Genomic DNA, 15,559 nt, shown 5'->3' on the forward strand with positions numbered 1-15,559 from the left:
GTGGGGCAGAAAAACGGGGTCAGGATGCGATGGTGACGCGACGTCCGTCGGGGAAAACGGCCACCTTGCGCCATCCGCTGCCGTTCTGCTCCCAGCCCTCGTTGACCGAACCCGCCGCGGGCGTGGGCACCGAGCCCGCGAAACGGTTCTGCGTGGTGTAGCCGGCGGCCGTCATGCTCGTGTAACCCGGCAGGTCGAAGGATGACCGGTAGCCGTTGTCCACGATGAGGGATGCCTCGTCGTCGACGCCCGAGCCCAACTCGATGGTCGGCGTGATGAAACGGGTGGAACGCGCATCCGGTCCGAGCACGATGGCCTTGGCGGTGGGGAACTGGCTGCGGATGACGCCGAAGTAGCCGCCCACGACCGTGAGGTTGCGCACGTAGAAGTCCGAGCCCTGCCCATCGACGCCGACGCCGAGACAGTGCGCGCCCGAGGTGGGGAAGAAGTTCGGGTTGACGATCATGTGGCTGATGCCCGCGTCGATCTTGATCTCGTAGCCGTTGCGCGACCCCTCGGAGCGGAAGTTCAGCAACGTGAGCCCCGAGTTCACGGATTTGCGATTCTGGTTGCGCACCGACTGCAAACCGACCGTGCCGCCAATGGCCTGGCAGTCGAGCAACGTCATGTTGGTGGGCGCCAGCAGGAACCCGCCGAGCCCCGGGCTGATGGCCTCGACGTTGGTCATCGAGCCGCCGATCGACGCCAGGCCCGAGTCCTGCACGCCCCAGCCGCCGGGCGACACGATCTTGATCTTGTTGAATGCGTTGGCGTAGGAGTACTCGTCGTTGACGCCCGAGACGAAGGTCGCGCGCTCGCGGAAGATGCCCGATTTGCCGGTCTTCTGGATCCAGAGGTTGCGGAACTCGCAGTTCACGAGCGAGCGCAGGTAGAGCCCGTGGCCGCCGCCCGTCGTGCCCGTCATCTCGAAGTCGGCCAGCACGACGCCCGTCGCCTTGTTGTTGTTGGCGGGGCCGGCCTTGTCGCCCACCTGCCCCGTGACGGTGAAGATGTCCTCGGTGGCGCCGGCGATCTGGATGATCTTCGTCTGACGCATGCCCGCGCCGATGATCTTGGGGCCCGCGTAGCCGTAGGGCTGGCCGTTCACAGGTTGCACGGGGCTGTTGCGGTAGTCGACCGACAGACCACGCACGTGGATCTGGCCCGCGGGCAGCGACACCTCGCCGCCCGGCGCCGTCATGGCTTTGTTGATGGCGGCCTGCACGGCGGATGTGTTGTCGGCCCCGGCCACGTCGACGAAACCGAACTCGGGGTCGAGGGGCGAGATGGGGCCCTCGTTGACCGTGACGGCGGTGGCCTTGGGGCCCTTCGGCGGCTTCGGCTTGCCCGCCAGGGACGTGTCGGTGGCGGCGTTGGCCGGCGACCCGATGCTCGCGACCGAGGCGACGGCTCCGGCCGCGGCCACCGCCGAGGCGGTCAGGAAGTTGCGGCGTGCCGATCCCTGTCCCGTCGTGGCTGGTGCGTTCTCGTGGGTGGTCTCGCTCGAGCGTGGTGTCTTCTTTGACATCGTCGTAGCCTTTCAGTCCGGGGGCGCGTGCGGCCTACGAGGAGCCTGAGGCATCCATCTGGTACCGTCAAGATGTAATACCTATTACTCGACGAAGAGGGTGGTCATGAACTTCCGGGTCACGCAGCGCGACATCGCCAAGCTCGCGGGTGTCAGCCAAACGGTCGTGTCGTTCGTGCTCAACGAGCGCGACGAAAACCTGGCGCGGGTGCCAGAGGCCACGCGTGCGCGGGTGCTGCGCATCATCCAGGAGACCGGCTATGTGGCCGACCCGATCGCCCGGCGCTTGAAGCAGATGGGCAATCGGATGATCGGCGTCTACACGTATGAGGCGCTGTTCCCGGCCGACCGCGAGGACTTCTTCTACCCGTTCCTGGCGGGCATCGAGGAGGAGGCGCAGCGCCTCGACCACGACCTGCTGCTGCTGACGAGCGGGCGGGCCACGGGCTCGAACCTCGGGTTGAGCGCCGGGGTGACTCGGCTGAGGCTCGCGGATTGCTGCATCCTGCTCGGCCAGAACATGCCGGCGCAGGAGCTGCAGTTCTTGATGGGCAGCGGTTTTCCGTTCGTGTCGATCGGTCGCCGCAACGATGTCGGCGGCCCCGTGCCCTACGTCGCTGCCGACTACGAGAACGCGGTGGGCGGCCTGGTCGAGCGGGCGCGCGGGCTCGGGCACGAACGGTTCGTCTACCTGGGTCACGGAACGGGCCCCGAGTCCTACGTCGACCGGGCCGCCGGTTTCGACACGCACGTCGGCCAGGCCGGCACGCATGTGGCGCCCGAAGGCGACCCGCACGAGTGGATCCGCGCCATCGAGGCCGCGCGCGCGACGGTCGTCTTCGTCGAGCAGGATGACTTCCTCCACCGCCTGGTCGCGGCGCTCGACGAGCGCGGTCTGGCGGTTCCTGAGGTGTTCTCCCTCGTCAGCCTGTCGGGGTCGATCGACGCCCCGGACGGCCTGACCGGCTTCCGCCTGCCGCGCCGCGAGATGGGCCGATTGGCCGTCGATATGCTGTCGAGCCCGGCTGATCATCCGCGCCAATCGCTGCTGTCGTGCGAGCTCGTGGAGGGGCGCACCCTGGCCCGCGTCGCGAGCTGAGCCGGCGGGCCGTGTCTCGCGGGCCGTTCGAAATCCCCTATTCCGCTCGCGGCGATCGTGACCTATGGTGGCCTTCGCAGGGGGAGTGGAGCGACGCCGACGGGCCACGGATGATCGTGGGGGGCGGTGCTTGTCGATCCCGCGCATCCATCATCGGGTCGACAGACAGCGGGGAAAACATGTCCACGAACCACCCATCCGAGGCGCCGGGCCGGGCCTTCACACGACGATCGCTCCTCCAGGGCGCGGCGGCCGGAGCGGCCGGTCTGCTGCTCGCCGGCGGTGTCGGGCAGCCGGCTTTTGCCGCCGCCACGCGGCCCTACATCCCGGCGAGTCTCACCTATGCGCCCACCGATCCGCTGGCCGGATTCTTCCAGAAAGTGGCCGCGGGGACGGCGAGCATCGTCTTCAACGGTGACTCCATCACCGAGGCCTATGGGGCCGCCAACCCGCAGGAGGGTTACCCCGCCCTGCTCCTCGACCGGTTGCGTCGCTCGAAGCAGCAACCGTTGGGTGGCCTCGGCTATGTGCCCGCGCGGTATCAGTTCTCGGGGGCTGTGCCGAAGCCCGTGACCGCAACGTATCTGACGTATTACGGGCCCAGCGACAATGTCATCGACATCCAGGCCAACACGTATGCCCTGAAGCGCAGCACGCAGGAGGGCCTCGGGCGACGCTCGCTGCTGTTGGAAAAGGGCATCATCAAGGCGACGTCGTTCACGCAGAAGTTCACCTCCGTGCGTGTCTCCTACCGGGCGCAAACGACGGCCACCGTCTTCTTCGTGCAGATCGGATCCGCTGCGCCGCAGAAAGTCACGCCCGCGTCGATCGCCGAAGGGCAGCTCACGCTGGGGCCCTTCAGCTCTGCGGTGCGGACCGTGAAGGTCACGGCCGAGACCAGCGGCGTGTACCTCGAGGGATTCGACATCTACGACGGAGACGAAGCTGCCGGTTTCCACGCCGTCGAGTCGAGTCAATCGGGTTCGATGACGTGGCAGTTCTCGGCGGCCTCGGGAGCGCCAGTAGGGCTCGGCACGGGGACGGGAAGTAGCGGATGGGCGAACAGCCTCGTGCGCTATGAACCCGACCTCATCGCCTCGATGTGGGGCACGAACGACTACGCGAACCAGATCCCACCCACGGATGTGAAGCAACACACAATGAACTACTTGGCGCTCATGCACGCCAAGAAGCCCACCGCCACGAAACTCGTCATCATGCCTTACGAGTTCGGGGCGAAGCGGACTCTGCCCTGGTCGGACTACGTGAAGGCGCAAAACGACGCGGTCAAGGACTTCGTGACGGCGAATCCCACGGCCAAGGTAGGGTTCTTCAACCTCGGCACCTACATCCCGAAGTACTTCGGGGCGGCTTCGGCCACGACCGAGTTCATGTCGGACGGTATCCACCCCAACAGTCACGGATACGACGTCATCGCCGCCATCCTCTACGTCTACTTCACCTCGAAGCCGGCCTAGTCCGCGCCCGCGCGTGTCGCGGGCGTCACCTTTTCCGCCTCACGGGGGAAGAGGGGCGCCCGCGAGCGCCCGTAGTGTTCAAGACATGAGCGCACCCATGATTTTCTGGATCGTCTTCACCGCCGTCGGCGTCGGCATCAGCATTGCCACCGCGATCGTCGTAACAAGGCGCGCGAAGAAGCGCTGAGAGTCCCCGGCGTGGGGCTGCGGCCTCGCCTCAGTCCGGCTGTGTGGCGGTGCGAGCGCGCGCCCGCGCCTTGATCTCGAGAATGACGTCGGTCTTCGCGTCGGCATAGGCGTTCATGTCGTCCCATTGCTGCGACAGGAGGGCGCGCTTCGTGCTCTCGTACAGCGCGCGATCGGCAGTGTGGGAGCGCAGGTGATTGCGCAGCAGCAGGTATTCGTCGATGGCCGCGTCGCCGCGTTCGTAGACGTGCACGTGGATGTCCCGCTCCGGCGTGCGCACCATGCGATGTCCGGGCTCCCGCACGCGCAGCTCGTAACCGGCCGCGAGCAGGGCGTCGAGGTAGTCCTCGTCGGCCGTGATGTCGGCGACGGCTACGACGATGTCGACGATCGGTTTCGCCGCCAGGCCGGGCACGGAGGTCGAGCCGATGTGTTCGATGTCGACGGATGCGGGGGAGAGGGCATCCGCGATGCGCCGGCGGTGCTGCTCGAAGATCTCGGGCCAGCGCTCGTCGTAATCGTGCAGGCCCACGCGCAGGGCCTCGGGGCCGCCCACGAGCTCGAGCTCGGAGACATCCGCTCGACGAGGGCCCGAGCCCGGGTCGGCGTGCGAGTCCTCGGCCATTCAGCGTGCCTCGTGCTGCCGCAGCGCCGCCACGATCTCGTCGAGGTAATCGTCGACCTCGTTCTGGTCGTAGCCCGTACGGAACCTCGTCGGGCTGAAACGGGAGACGACGACGTCATCCCCCCTGATGGGGTCTACTGACCGGCGCCGTTCATAGCCGGCGAGCGTCTCGCGCACCTGGTCCATCAACTCGTCGACTTCGCGCGGCTCGTAGCCCTCGCGCCACCGCGTCATACCGAACTTCTTGGCCGCGACATCCTCTGAACGCATGCATCCCCCTCTGGTCTTCCTCGATCCTGCCACGCGTCGAGTACGAACGTGTGGCGCACGCGGCGGGCCGTGTTTCGCCAGAACGATGCCCCTCGGCGGAGGCCGCTCCGCCTGCCGGTGGAGGTGCCGCGCGCGCCGCGTCGGTAGCGTCCGAGTATGGGGATCAACGAGGACCGAGCGGGCCACGACCCGCGGCACGAAGCCGCCATCGAGGTGCGTGCGCTGACCAAGAGTTTCGGCGACACCGAGGTGGTGCGCGGCGTGGACCTGGCGATCGCGCGCGGCGAGGTGTTCGGCATCCTGGGGCCCAACGGCGCCGGCAAGACGACCACCATCGACTGCCTCGCGGGCCTCAGCGCCGCCACATCGGGCACCGTGCGCGTGCTGGGCCTCGACCCCGTCGCCGACCGGGCCGCCTTCACCGCTCGCGTGGCCGTGCAGCCGCAGGCGGCCAGCCTCTTCGACCACCTCACCGTCGCCGAGACGCTGCGCCTGTTCGCGTCCTTTCATGAGCGCCCGGCCGCCCTCGAGCCCCTCCTCGCCGAGGTCGGTCTGACGGCCGATCAGGGCATCCGCGCCAGGCACCTGTCGGGCGGTCAGACGCGCCGGCTACTGCTGGCCGTTGCCCTCATCGGCGACCCCGAGCTCGTCATCCTCGACGAACCGGCCGCGGGCCTCGACCCGAGCGCGCGCCTGCACCTGTGGTCGACCATTCGGGCTCTGCGTGACCGCGGCGTCACGGTTCTGCTCACCACGCACGACATGGAGGAGGCCACGGCCCTCTGCGATCGGGTGGCCATCCTGGTGCGCGGCGAGATCGTCGCGTCGGGTTCGCCGGCCGACCTCGTGCGTCAGAGCGCGGGCGAGAGCACGGTGCGCTTCGTGGTGGCGGCGCGCACCGACCTGGGCCCGGTCGAGCGGATGGAGGGGGCCAACGCGGTGTCGTCCGAGAACGTGGCGGGCGGCATCCGTGTCGTCGTGAAAACGGATGACCCGGACGGCTTGTTGCGCGCAATCACCTTCACGCCGGGGCTGCAGGCGCGCGAGTTCGCGGTGCACCGCAGCTCGTTGCAGGATCTGTTCGTCGAGCTGGCGGAGAACGGATCTGCCGGGCCCGCGTCGACCAACACCTCGTCGACTAACACCTCGTCGTCCAACACCTCGTCGACGAACACCGAGGGGAGCGCCGCATGAGCGCCGTCACGTCGCCCACCGGCCGTCCGCGCGCCGCCGAACCGGCGCGCCGATCCCCCTTCGTCGAGGTCAGCCGCGCGAGCGCCCTCGAGCTGCTGCGCAACGGCAAGATCGTGGCGTCGATGATGTTCATGTTCGGCTTCTTCCTGCTGCTGATCGTGTGGCTCAACGCGGTTCTGGCCGACAGCCCGGATGTTCCGGGCGGCGACTATCTGCGCCTCAACCTGGCCACCTGCATCGTCGTCGGCTATCTCGCCATCGCCATCACGGGAACGACCGTGCCCCTCGTCGCCCTGCGCGAACGCGGAACCCTGCGCCTGCTCGGCACCACACCCCTCAAGCGGCTCACGTTCCTGCTGGCGCAGACCCCCGCCCGTTTCGCGCTCGGAGCTGCCGAGGCCGTCGTCATCCTGGCGATCGCCATCGCGCGCGGCTACCTCGATCCGCTGCAGACGCTGCGGCTGAGTGTCACGCTGCTGCTCGGGCTCGTCATGCTCTTCTCGTTCGGCTACCTGCTGGCGTCGCGGCTGCGCAATGCCGAGGTGGCGAACCAGTTCACGGGGCTCATCCCCATCATCGTGCTGCTGACGTCGGGCACCGTTTTTCCGCCGTCGCTCTTTCCCGACTGGCTGGTGCCCGTGCTGAACGCCATCCCCACCGCCTGGTTCATCCAAGCGGCCGGTGCCGACCTGTCGGGGTACACGCCCTTCGCGAGTGTCTACGTGTTGTGGGGCCTCATGGCCGCGGCCACGGTCGTCGCGACGCTGCTCGCGGCGCGGTTGTTCCGCTGGGACATCCGCGAGCGGTGAGTGGGCGGGTCGTCCGCGGCGGGGCTCGCCGGCAGGTTACGAGGCCTGATCCAGCGCGCCCGTCAGCGGGCCGGGCGGTCGTAGCGCGCGGCGTAGGGGCTGCCGGGGAAGGCGGCGAAAACGAGGAGCGCGAGGCCGCCGATCGTGGGCACGAGGCCCAGCAGCACGAACCATCCGGACAGGTTGAGGTCGTGCAGTCGGCGCACGGTCAGAGCGAGGTTCGGGATGAGGGTGCCCAGCAGGTAGAGAACGACGATGAAGCCCGTGAGGCCGGCCGGGAACGTGATCTTCTCGCTGACCTCGCCGTACTGGTCGATGCCGGCCGTGAGCCGCTGCAGCACGACGGCGAGGATGGGGCCGCCGATCAGGACGACCACGTTGAGCAGAGCGATCCACCAGTACTCGCTGCGGCTCGATCGTCCGGCGAAGGTGGCATAGCGGGCGAAGAAGCGCCCGATCGCGACACCCGGGGATGCGCCGGGTCGGGGAGCGTCGCCGGGGCGTCCCGGCGGGATGGGCGCGGGCCCGGGTGTGTGGGCGCCGGCGGTGGTGGCGGGGTATGCGGGGTAGGTCACGGCGAGTCCTTCTGGTCGTTCGAGTCGGGCGGGTCGTGTCTCGAGACTAGGTCGGGTCGCCGTCGGAAGCGATGGGGAGAAGTGCCCGCCGGGTGAGCACGAGTCCCGTCACGCCGAGCACGACGGAGGCGAGCGTGACGAGCGCGAGCGGCAGGAACGACGGTTCGTCGCCGGGCATCTGGGCGCTGAGCCAGCCGAAGAGGATGGCGCCCGACAGGACGACGGCGGGCAGCAGCCACCGGGCGAGATCGCGGGGGACGCCGCGGCGGAACACGCGTGGGTTGCGCAGGGCGCCGGCGATGGCGGCGGCGAGACCGAGCACGGAGCCGAGGCCGCCGAGCACGAACACGGCGAGCGTCACCGCGGCTGCCGTCTGCTGCTCGGGTGTGCGCGCCTGCTCCGTGTTCGGGCGGTCGAACGTGCCGGCTGGGAAGTCGAGGGTTGCTCCCGCATCGGCATCCGTGAGCTCGGAGGGGTAGCCCGACTCACCATTTCGCTTCAGGTCGAGTGCGTGCGTCTGGATGCCCTCCGCCTCCGAGGATTCCTCGACAGAGGGAACCTTCGTGCCGGGCGTCGCCTCGAACTCGCCGAAGGGGATGACCGCGTCGCCGGGTGCGCCAGAGATGTCGGATGACGCGCTGCCCGAGGTGTTCCAGCCACCCGAGGTCTGCTCGGCGGCAAGCTCGTCGGGCACGCGCAGCTCGAGCCGCAGCGGAGAGGGAGCGGGGTCGCCGCCCCAGTTCGCGTCGTTCGCCCACCCGGTCAAGAGCGCGCCCCACGCCATCCGATCGACCGCTATGCCTGAGGAATCTTCGGCAGCCACGATCGGTGACGTGAGGGAGTATTCGATGCGGATGTCGTGAGTTCCTGTCAGCACCTGCGAGAGCTCGGTGGCGAGCAGGAGGGTGTCGGCATCCGGGGTCACGGAGAATTTCGCGGGCGCGCCATCGACGGTCACGCTCGACACCTCGAGGCCCAGGTCATAGCCGTCGATGCTGCCGCGCCACTGCTGGGCGAATTGGGGCACGCGGGCGCCCTCGTCGCCGAACGATACCGAGACCTCCTCGGTGACCGCGAGCCGGGCGCCCCCGTCATCCGCGCGCGTGAGTTCGGCGGCGGCCTCGAGGGACTGCACCTTCGTGTAAAGCGTGCCGGGCACGTCGCCGCTGTAGGAGCGGTACTCGGCGGGGCCGGGGTAGGGGTTGGGCAGCACGGCGACGGCAACGATCGAACCGGCGACGAGGAGGAGCGAGAGACCACGGATCGCCGTGCGGGCTCCCGCCGAGAGGGATGACGCCGACGAGAAGTCGCCCCGGGATTCGCGCGAGCGCGCCGTCTCGCCGATGCTGCCCTCGATGAGCGCGCTCACGCGCTTGCCCGCCTGGCGGGGCGGCCCGAACAGCACGGCGTAGGGCAGGAGCCGGTCGCCGATGGGACCGCGCGCGGTCAGCTGCGTGCGCTCGGAATACACGCCCACGCCGCGCAAGTGCTGCTTGACCAGCGCGCCGCGGCGGGTGAGGGGCCGCGCCGACAGGGCGATGGCCAGCACGAACACCGCGAGAACGGAGGACAGAACGACGAAGGCCACGGGCCACCACACCACCGAAAGCGTGGCCTGATAGGAGAGCTGGCGCAGCAACCCCCACTGCAGGACCGTGAGCGCGAGCGGGGCCGCGATGAAGAGATCGCGCACGAAACCGCGCGGGATGCGGCGCAGTCCCATCGTCAGCTGGGTGCGGCGTTCCGTGGCGACGGCCGATCGCAGCAGCGCAAGAGGGAGGTCGCCGATGGTGCCGGTGCCCCGGGCGACGCGGGCGGCGGCGGCAAAACGTGAGGCGCGCTCATCCGGATCGAGCCCGCGCCGTTGGGCGGCGCTGAGTGCTGCGGCGAGCTGGGCCGCACGGGGACGGCGCAACACCTGGGCCGCCAGATGTGGGCTGATGCCTGACGGCGGGTCGTGCTGCGCCACGAACCAGGGCCGACCGCGCGCGTCACTCCACGCCACGGCGCGCGCCGCGAAGGCGAGCAAGAAGGTCAGGGCGAGGAAGACGAGCGGCGCAATCGGGCCATAGACCTGAACCCAGTAGAGCGGCGTCTGTGGGGGCATCGCGAAGGTGCCGGGCTCGAACGACATCACGAAACCGGCGTGCGCGTGTGGCGGCACGTTCTCGTCCGAGATGAAGCGGTAGGTGACGTCGTCGGGTGAACCCGTCGCCGACCGCGGCTCCGGGTCGAGCCACACGCCGCCCGCCGCCATGAGCCACGTCAGGCTGCTGCGCGGCTGGCGGATGAGCTGCGCGTCCACGTCGCGCGGGATCGTGACCGAGACGTCGAGCCCCGAGAGTCCCTGCGGCCAGGAGGGGCCGAAGACATCCCATTTGAGCAGATCAACCGGGCGGCCCGTGTCAGCGTCGGTCGACGAAAAGGCCAGGTCGTGCAGGTTATAGCGCAGCACGAATTCGTGGGTGCCCTGCAGGGTGTCGTCGCCCTCAAGCGTGAGCTGCACCTGGGTGGGCGTGTCCGATCGGCCCACGTCGAGTGTCTTGCCATCCAGTGTCGCCTCGATGGCGTCCGGTGTGAGCGCATGGCCCTGGTACTGGCTCGCGAGAGTGCGCTGGATGCCGCGCTCGCCGCCCGCACCGCCGCCCGCACCGCCACCCGCGTCGCCCGAGGCATCCGGAAATTGCGCGGTGATGCGCTCTTCGACCTGCACGTCCATGCGGCCGTCGTCGGTGCGCGTGACGCGGTAGTCGGCGGTGAACTGCCGCGCGATCCACGTGTCGGTGACGTTGGAGGCCGCCTCGGTGATGTCGTCGAGGGTGAGGGGTTTGTTGATGACCGGCCCCACGAGCAGCACGATGCCGGCAAACGCCACGAGCGCCCAGAACCCGCGCAGGCTGTAGCGCAGCCCGGGGCCGCCCCTCGATCGCAACCAGGTCTCGAGCGCCAGCAGCCACCGCGACAACACGACCCACAACGGGCTGTGCTTCGGGGCCGGGTCGAGGATGCGTTCGTCTGAAGCGTCAGCCCCCGCCGCGTCTGCGGGCGGCTGTGCCGGGTCCTCGGTCGTCACTCTTCGAGTCTGGCACAGCGCCCGCGGTGGCTCAGGCCTCTTGGCTGCCTCTCGGTAGCGGGGCCTCGGCCCGGGAACGCATCAGCGGCGAGCACAACGCGCCGCACAGTGCCGCCCAAGCGATGTAAACCGCATAGTCGCGCAAGCTCAGGAAAAGCGACGACGCCGACTGGTGAACGCCATTGAGCGGGCTCAGATTCAGGGCCATGAACAGCACGAACGGCAGGATGAGCGCCACGCCGGATAGCGCGCCCGCGAACCAACTCGGGCGAGGGAACAGCAGCGGAATCGTGAACATGCCCCCGGCGTAGAAGAGTACGCCGAGCGCGCACCAACCGAACAGGGGGATGAACAGGAGGAAAGATGCGAAAAGAGACGTCCCCGGTCTTTCGTCGAAGCCGCCCGCGACGATAGCGATATTCCAGGCGACCAGCCCCAGCCAGGTCGCCGCGGTCGCCGCCACTGCGAAGACAGACATATTGACTAGTCGCATGTAATCCCCCCGACAATGGTCGCACGCCAGTCAGCGTTTACGACTACAGCGATTCCGCGGGCCTCGCCTGTCGTTCGAGTGCGGGCTGGGCCCCAACGCCAACGTCAACGCCCGCGCTCTCGTCAGAAGTCGCCGTCGTAATCCGAAGGGGCGGTGTCGTTGTCGTCGTCCGCGCCGTCGGTGGCTTCGCGCGGCTTCGGGGGGCGCAGGTTGCGGGTCTTCTCACGCATTGATTCCAGCGCGGCCTCGTCGTCGAGGTCGACGGCCCGGTCGAGCGCCGGCGAAGAGAACAGTTGGCTCGCGGGCCCGAGAAGCAACCGGGCTTCGCCGCGCAATGCTTCATCCGACAAGGCGGGGACGGTCACCAGATCCGACTTTCCGACGTTGGCCAGGGCCCGCGCATACTCGACGACGGCCGTGCAGATATCGTCTCCCAAAATGACGTATCCGCTCGCGTAGAAAAGTTTTTGCATCGTGTGGCCTTCCCCCGGTCCTCTACCAGATCTCTCTAAAACGGTAGATGACGGCCCGGCGCGTGCGTCAGGGGTTGACCCGCAAGGGTCCGGAAGCTATTTGGCGCCTCCGGATCAGTGCTCGGGATGCAAGTTCGCGTCGGCCTCGACGATGCGCCACGACGTGAAGTGAACCGTGAGGTCGGCTCGCGATGGCGCGCAGCACATGGGGCCCGCCGTGACCGTCGCGTCGGGGTCGAGGGGTGCGACGCGAACGAGCCGCCAGGCCTCGTCGTCGACGCGGGCACGAATGGTGAGGGCATCCCCCGATCTGCTGGCGCGCACCGTGACGAGCCGGCCGTGCCAGCCGGGGATGGGGGAGAGTGACCAGTCGGACATGCCGCGCGTCACGACCGCGCCGAGGCTGTCTTCGCCGTCGCTGCGTTCGACGCCGGTCTTGATCCAGGTGGTGTCGTCGACCTTGACGAAGATGCCCGCTTGGTCGAACTGGGCCGAGAAGTCGAGGTGGAACGCGACCTCCATGGCCGAGTTTTGCTCGAACGGAACGAGCAGCGCGTGCTCGGTGTCGTGGATGAAGCCGTAGGACGTGATGCGCCAGGCGTCGCTCTCCTCGACCGCGGTCACGCGCATGCCGTCGTCGTCGATCTCCACGCGCGCCGGCGGTGTCGTCCAGGTGCCCGAGTTCCAGTCGATATCGGTCATGGCGGATGTCCTCTCCTCAGCGCGGCCCGGCCGGCCACGGCCCCCAGCGTACACTTGTACACATGACGATCGACCACTTCCCCGGAGATTCCCGCAGCAACTACGAGCGGATGCTCGCCGGTGACGACTACATCGCCGACGACCCCGAGATGGCGCGCCGGGCCGGCCGTGCGGATCGCCTGGCCGACGCCTACTATCGAGCCACGCTCGCGGACGAGGCGGCCGCCCGTCCCCTGCTCGTCGAGCTTCTCGGCTCGCTCGGCCCGGACGCCGTCGTCAAGCCGCCTCTCTTCGTGGACTACGGCGAGCACATCCGCATCGGCGCGCGCACGTTCGTCAACTACAACCTCACGGCCCTCGACGTCGCCGCCATCACCATCGGCGAGGACTGCCAGATCGGCCCGAACGTGCAACTGCTCACGCCGACGCATCCCGTCGAGGCGCAGCCCCGCCGCGACAAGATCGAGGGCGCCAAACCCATCACGATCGGCGACAACGTGTGGCTGGGCGGCGGCGTCATCGTGTGCCCGGGCGTGACCATCGGGTCGGACAGCGTGATCGGCGCCGGCTCGGTCGTCACGCGCGACATCCCGGCCGGCGTGGTCGCGGTCGGCAACCCGGCCCGCGTCATCCGCGCCATCGACGAGTCGCGGTGACGTCGGCAGGCCCTGAGCGGGCCACGCGCCGCACCGACCCGCACCGACGGGAGCGCGTCATCGAAGCCTGCCTCGACGTCATCGCCGACGTCGGGGTCGACGGCACGACCCACCGTCGTGTGGCCGCCGCGGCCGACGTCCCACTCGGGTCCATGACCTACCATTTCACCGGCATGGACGAGCTCCTGCGCGAGGCTTTCACGCTCTTCGCCGATCAGGTCGCAACGCAATTCGCGCGCCGACTGGACAGCGCGACATCCGACGAGGGCGCCGAACGCGCCGTGGTCGACATCATCTTGCACGACACCTTCGGCACCGACCGCGATCTCGTCCTCACCCACGAGCTCTACACGCTCGCGGCCCGCCGGCCCGAATACCGAACGATCACGCAAACGTGGATGGCTCGCAGCCGCGCGGCTCTCGAGCGGCACTTCGACCCGTCGACCGCGCGCCTGCTCGACGCCCTGATCGAGGGGCTCACCATCCACCGCGCCCTCGACGTGACGCGGCCGGATGATGCACTCGTCGTCGAGGCCGTGCGCCGCATCCTGCGCCCTTGATCGGCCGGGTGCGGTCACCCATCGGCCACGACAAGGCCGAGGATGACTGGCTCCCAGGCGTTCGAGGTGCTCGCTCGCCGGGAGGCCAGACCGCAGGGGGTCAGGCTGCGGTCGTGACGGTGCGGTACTGAGGCTGCGCGCGGAGCAGGATGCTCGCCGCGCCCACGAAAGCCGCGACGGTGACGACCACCGCCGCCACGAGAACCGCCCCCGCGGGGTGAGCGACAGACTGGCCGACGAAAGCCTGATAGGTGAGCAAAACGGTTGCCAGCGCATACGCTGCCGCGGCGACGGCCACGATCCGCGTCTGCGTGTCTGATCGGCGCAGGCGGGGGATGCGCGCGCCGACGACGCTCACGAGCAGGGCGAAGAGCGGGAGGATCTGGAGCGCGTGCATGCCGACGAAGTGCGCGACACGGTAGTCGCCGCCGACGAGACTCCAGCCGAGGATCGGTAGGCCGGGCCCGCCGTCCGCGATACCGACCGCGTGGGCGCCGATGATCCCGGTGGGCTCGGTGAGTTGGCTCGGGGTCGGACCCGTCATGAGGAAGGCGACGCCGATGCCCACGAGCGCTATGGCGGCGCCGGCTCGAACGGCGAGGGTGAGCGCCGGGGTCGGCAGGCGAAGGAAGACGAGCGCCACCGAGGTGAGGAAGGTCGCCAGGTACATGATCGTGATCGAGACGGCCATGATGGCCCAGACGATGACGTGCACGCCATCCGACACGTTGAAGTGGCTCGTCGTGCCGGTCGCCGCGGCCCACACGATGAGCACCTGTTCGATCGCCAGGGTGACGGCGATGACGGTGCCGAGGCGCCGCGCAAACTTCTGCCAGCGCGGCAAGTGGGCGATGAGCCACGCCCAGGTCACGGTGTAGAGCAGGATCGACAGCGAGAACTTGAGCGGCTTCGCCCAGGCCGGAGCGCCGAGGATGACGCGCGGGTCGAGCCACATTCCGACGAGCGCGATGACGGCGCAGACGGCCATGAGTGCCGCGACCGTCATGAGCGGCGGATGCCAGGCGGAGGCGCGGCGAAGAGTCGCGCTGAGGGGGCGACCGCCGTTGGAGCCGGAGCCGGGGCCTACTCCGGCGTCGTCGCCCGCTGGTGTGAGGGTGGCGTGGATCGTCATGATTGGGCGCCTTCGATGTCGGCGCCGGCAGGTGAAGCATGATCGCTCACCGGGAAGAGGTCGTGCATCGCGTCCTGCTGCGCGAGGCGGCGGAGCCCCGCGAACAGCGGATCGCCGAGCACGGTGCCGACCACCATCAACTCCGCGATGGCGTCGCGCTCCTGGCGGCCGTGCAGCGCGGCGACATCTGCCCGCGCGGCGGTCGCGGCCGCGTTCAGGTAGGCATCCAGGTAGGCGTCGGGGGCATCGAATCCGATCGTGCGAAGCCCGTCTAGCGCCCGGGCGGCCGCCTCGAGGCCGGGGTTGTCCGAGGTCGAGCACCAGCCGGCCGCCGACACGCGCCCCTCGATGCGGTCTCGTGATTCCTGGCTGGCTCCGTTGTCCTGTGCTCGACTGCTCGTCATCGCATATTGCGCGGCGGCGAAGACTTCGGCCAGGGGAGCCGTGTCGGCGTCGAGCACGGCCAGGACCTGCTTGGTCACGGCCACCGACAGGCCGCCGGTCTCCAAGAGCGCGCGAACCAGTCGAACGCGCTCGACGTGTCGCGTGTCGTAGGTGGTCTGGTTGGGCGCCGACTTCTCGCCCGGGGGCAAGAGGCCTTCGCGTTGGTAATACTTCACGGCCGTCAACGGGACGGAGGCGGCTTGGGCAACTTCGGATATTCGCACTCTCCGATAGTGCCACTATCTATTCAGAGACACAAGAG

Annotated in this window: 15 protein-coding genes and 2 pseudogenes; 6 read left to right on the forward strand and 11 right to left on the reverse strand. The window is 68.8% G+C overall.

Annotated features, from left to right (window positions below):
• Nucleotides 1–19: 19 nt before the first annotated feature.
• Nucleotides 20–1,528: a hypothetical protein gene (locus ALI44B_RS11185; protein WP_077054731.1), complete on the reverse strand. Its 1,509-nt coding sequence runs from the start codon at nt 1,526–1,528 to the stop codon at nt 20–22.
• Between the two features lie 106 nt (nt 1,529–1,634).
• Between ALI44B_RS11185 and ALI44B_RS11190 the strand changes: the two genes are divergently transcribed.
• Both ALI44B_RS11190 and ALI44B_RS11195 read left to right on the forward strand, forming a co-directional pair.
• A complete protein-coding gene (locus tag ALI44B_RS11190) occupies nt 1,635–2,627 on the forward strand; it encodes a LacI family DNA-binding transcriptional regulator (RefSeq protein WP_077054732.1) in 993 nt (330 codons plus the stop codon).
• Between the two features lie 179 nt (nt 2,628–2,806).
• Nucleotides 2,807–4,105 (forward strand): SGNH/GDSL hydrolase family protein, encoded by a 1,299-nt coding sequence (locus ALI44B_RS11195; RefSeq protein ID WP_077054733.1) that lies wholly within the window; start codon nt 2,807–2,809, stop codon nt 4,103–4,105.
• Nucleotides 4,106–4,322: 217 nt separating this feature from the next.
• Here the strand turns inward: ALI44B_RS11195 and ALI44B_RS11200 are convergent, their stop codons facing one another.
• The 3 genes and pseudogenes from ALI44B_RS11200 to ALI44B_RS16535 all read right to left on the reverse strand — a co-directional run.
• A complete protein-coding gene (locus ALI44B_RS11200) occupies nt 4,323–4,916 on the reverse strand; it encodes a GrpB family protein (RefSeq protein WP_077054734.1) in 594 nt (197 codons plus the stop codon).
• Between the two features lie 15 nt (nt 4,917–4,931).
• Nucleotides 4,932–5,045: pseudogene (locus ALI44B_RS16430) on the reverse strand (DivIVA domain-containing protein); the annotation flags it as partial.
• 45 nt (nt 5,046–5,090) lie between these two features.
• Nucleotides 5,091–5,186 (reverse strand): annotated as a pseudogene (locus ALI44B_RS16535) (DivIVA domain-containing protein); the annotation flags it as partial.
• Between the two features lie 156 nt (nt 5,187–5,342).
• On the opposite strand from ALI44B_RS16535, the gene ALI44B_RS11210 reads away from it, so the two are divergent.
• Complete coding sequence (locus ALI44B_RS11210; protein ID WP_077054736.1) at nt 5,343–6,380, forward strand: ABC transporter ATP-binding protein; 1,038 nt, start codon at nt 5,343–5,345, stop codon at nt 6,378–6,380.
• Complete coding sequence (locus ALI44B_RS11215; RefSeq protein WP_077054737.1) at nt 6,377–7,189, forward strand: ABC transporter permease; 813 nt, start codon at nt 6,377–6,379, stop codon at nt 7,187–7,189. The genes ALI44B_RS11210 and ALI44B_RS11215 overlap by 4 nt, the downstream gene beginning before the upstream one ends.
• 62 nt (nt 7,190–7,251) lie before the next feature.
• Here ALI44B_RS11215 and ALI44B_RS11220 read toward each other — a convergent pair whose 3' ends face one another.
• From ALI44B_RS11220 to ALI44B_RS11240, 5 genes are all read right to left on the reverse strand, one after another.
• Nucleotides 7,252–7,764, reverse strand: coding sequence for a DUF805 domain-containing protein (locus tag ALI44B_RS11220; protein ID WP_083709908.1), 513 nt, complete (start codon nt 7,762–7,764; stop codon nt 7,252–7,254).
• Between the two features lie 46 nt (nt 7,765–7,810).
• Nucleotides 7,811–10,837: a DUF2207 domain-containing protein gene (locus tag ALI44B_RS11225; RefSeq protein ID WP_077054738.1), complete on the reverse strand. Its 3,027-nt coding sequence runs from the start codon at nt 10,835–10,837 to the stop codon at nt 7,811–7,813.
• A 31-nt stretch (nt 10,838–10,868) separates the two neighbouring features.
• A complete protein-coding gene (locus ALI44B_RS11230) occupies nt 10,869–11,315 on the reverse strand; it encodes a hypothetical protein (protein WP_077054739.1) in 447 nt (148 codons plus the stop codon).
• Nucleotides 11,316–11,452: 137 nt separating this feature from the next.
• Nucleotides 11,453–11,803: a hypothetical protein gene (locus ALI44B_RS11235; protein ID WP_077054740.1), complete on the reverse strand. Its 351-nt coding sequence runs from the start codon at nt 11,801–11,803 to the stop codon at nt 11,453–11,455.
• Between the two features lie 114 nt (nt 11,804–11,917).
• Nucleotides 11,918–12,505 (reverse strand): DUF1349 domain-containing protein, encoded by a 588-nt coding sequence (locus ALI44B_RS11240; protein WP_077054741.1) that lies wholly within the window; start codon nt 12,503–12,505, stop codon nt 11,918–11,920.
• 62 nt (nt 12,506–12,567) lie between these two features.
• Here ALI44B_RS11240 and ALI44B_RS11245 point away from each other — a divergent pair, with 62 nt between their 5' ends.
• Nucleotides 12,568–13,161: a sugar O-acetyltransferase gene (locus tag ALI44B_RS11245; protein WP_077054742.1), complete on the forward strand. Its 594-nt coding sequence runs from the start codon at nt 12,568–12,570 to the stop codon at nt 13,159–13,161.
• The gene (locus tag ALI44B_RS11250; protein WP_077054743.1) at nt 13,158–13,721 is read left to right on the forward strand and encodes a TetR/AcrR family transcriptional regulator; all 564 of its coding nucleotides are present in this window, start codon (nt 13,158–13,160) and stop codon (nt 13,719–13,721) included. Before ALI44B_RS11245 ends, ALI44B_RS11250 begins: the two co-directional genes overlap by 4 nt.
• A gap of 100 nt (nt 13,722–13,821) precedes the next feature.
• Here the strand turns inward: ALI44B_RS11250 and ALI44B_RS11255 are convergent, their stop codons facing one another.
• Entirely contained in the window at nt 13,822–14,853 is a 1,032-nt protein-coding gene (locus ALI44B_RS11255; protein WP_238592187.1) for a hypothetical protein, read from the reverse strand.
• Complete coding sequence (locus ALI44B_RS11260; RefSeq protein WP_077054744.1) at nt 14,850–15,521, reverse strand: MerR family transcriptional regulator; 672 nt, start codon at nt 15,519–15,521, stop codon at nt 14,850–14,852. The genes ALI44B_RS11255 and ALI44B_RS11260 overlap by 4 nt, the downstream gene beginning before the upstream one ends.
• Nucleotides 15,522–15,559 lie beyond the last annotated feature (38 nt).

This window comes from Leifsonia sp. ALI-44-B (assembly GCF_001984125.1).
Classification (GTDB): Bacteria; Actinomycetota; Actinomycetes; order Actinomycetales; family Microbacteriaceae; genus Okibacterium.

Coding starts and splice junctions, on each gene's coding strand:
- ALI44B_RS11185 (WP_077054731.1), bottom strand. CDS start 1,528: ATGTCAAAGAAGACACCACGCTCGAGCGAGACCACCCACGAGAACGCA.
- ALI44B_RS11190 (WP_077054732.1), top strand. CDS start 1,635: ATGAACTTCCGGGTCACGCAGCGCGACATCGCCAAGCTCGCGGGTGTC.
- ALI44B_RS11195 (WP_077054733.1), top strand. CDS start 2,807: ATGTCCACGAACCACCCATCCGAGGCGCCGGGCCGGGCCTTCACACGA.
- ALI44B_RS11200 (WP_077054734.1), bottom strand. CDS start 4,916: ATGGCCGAGGACTCGCACGCCGACCCGGGCTCGGGCCCTCGTCGAGCG.
- ALI44B_RS11210 (WP_077054736.1), top strand. CDS start 5,343: ATGGGGATCAACGAGGACCGAGCGGGCCACGACCCGCGGCACGAAGCC.
- ALI44B_RS11215 (WP_077054737.1), top strand. CDS start 6,377: ATGAGCGCCGTCACGTCGCCCACCGGCCGTCCGCGCGCCGCCGAACCG.
- ALI44B_RS11230 (WP_077054739.1), bottom strand. CDS start 11,315: ATGTCTGTCTTCGCAGTGGCGGCGACCGCGGCGACCTGGCTGGGGCTG.
- ALI44B_RS11235 (WP_077054740.1), bottom strand. CDS start 11,803: ATGCAAAAACTTTTCTACGCGAGCGGATACGTCATTTTGGGAGACGAT.
- ALI44B_RS11240 (WP_077054741.1), bottom strand. CDS start 12,505: ATGACCGATATCGACTGGAACTCGGGCACCTGGACGACACCGCCGGCG.
- ALI44B_RS11245 (WP_077054742.1), top strand. CDS start 12,568: ATGACGATCGACCACTTCCCCGGAGATTCCCGCAGCAACTACGAGCGG.
- ALI44B_RS11255 (WP_238592187.1), bottom strand. CDS start 14,853: ATGACGATCCACGCCACCCTCACACCAGCGGGCGACGACGCCGGAGTA.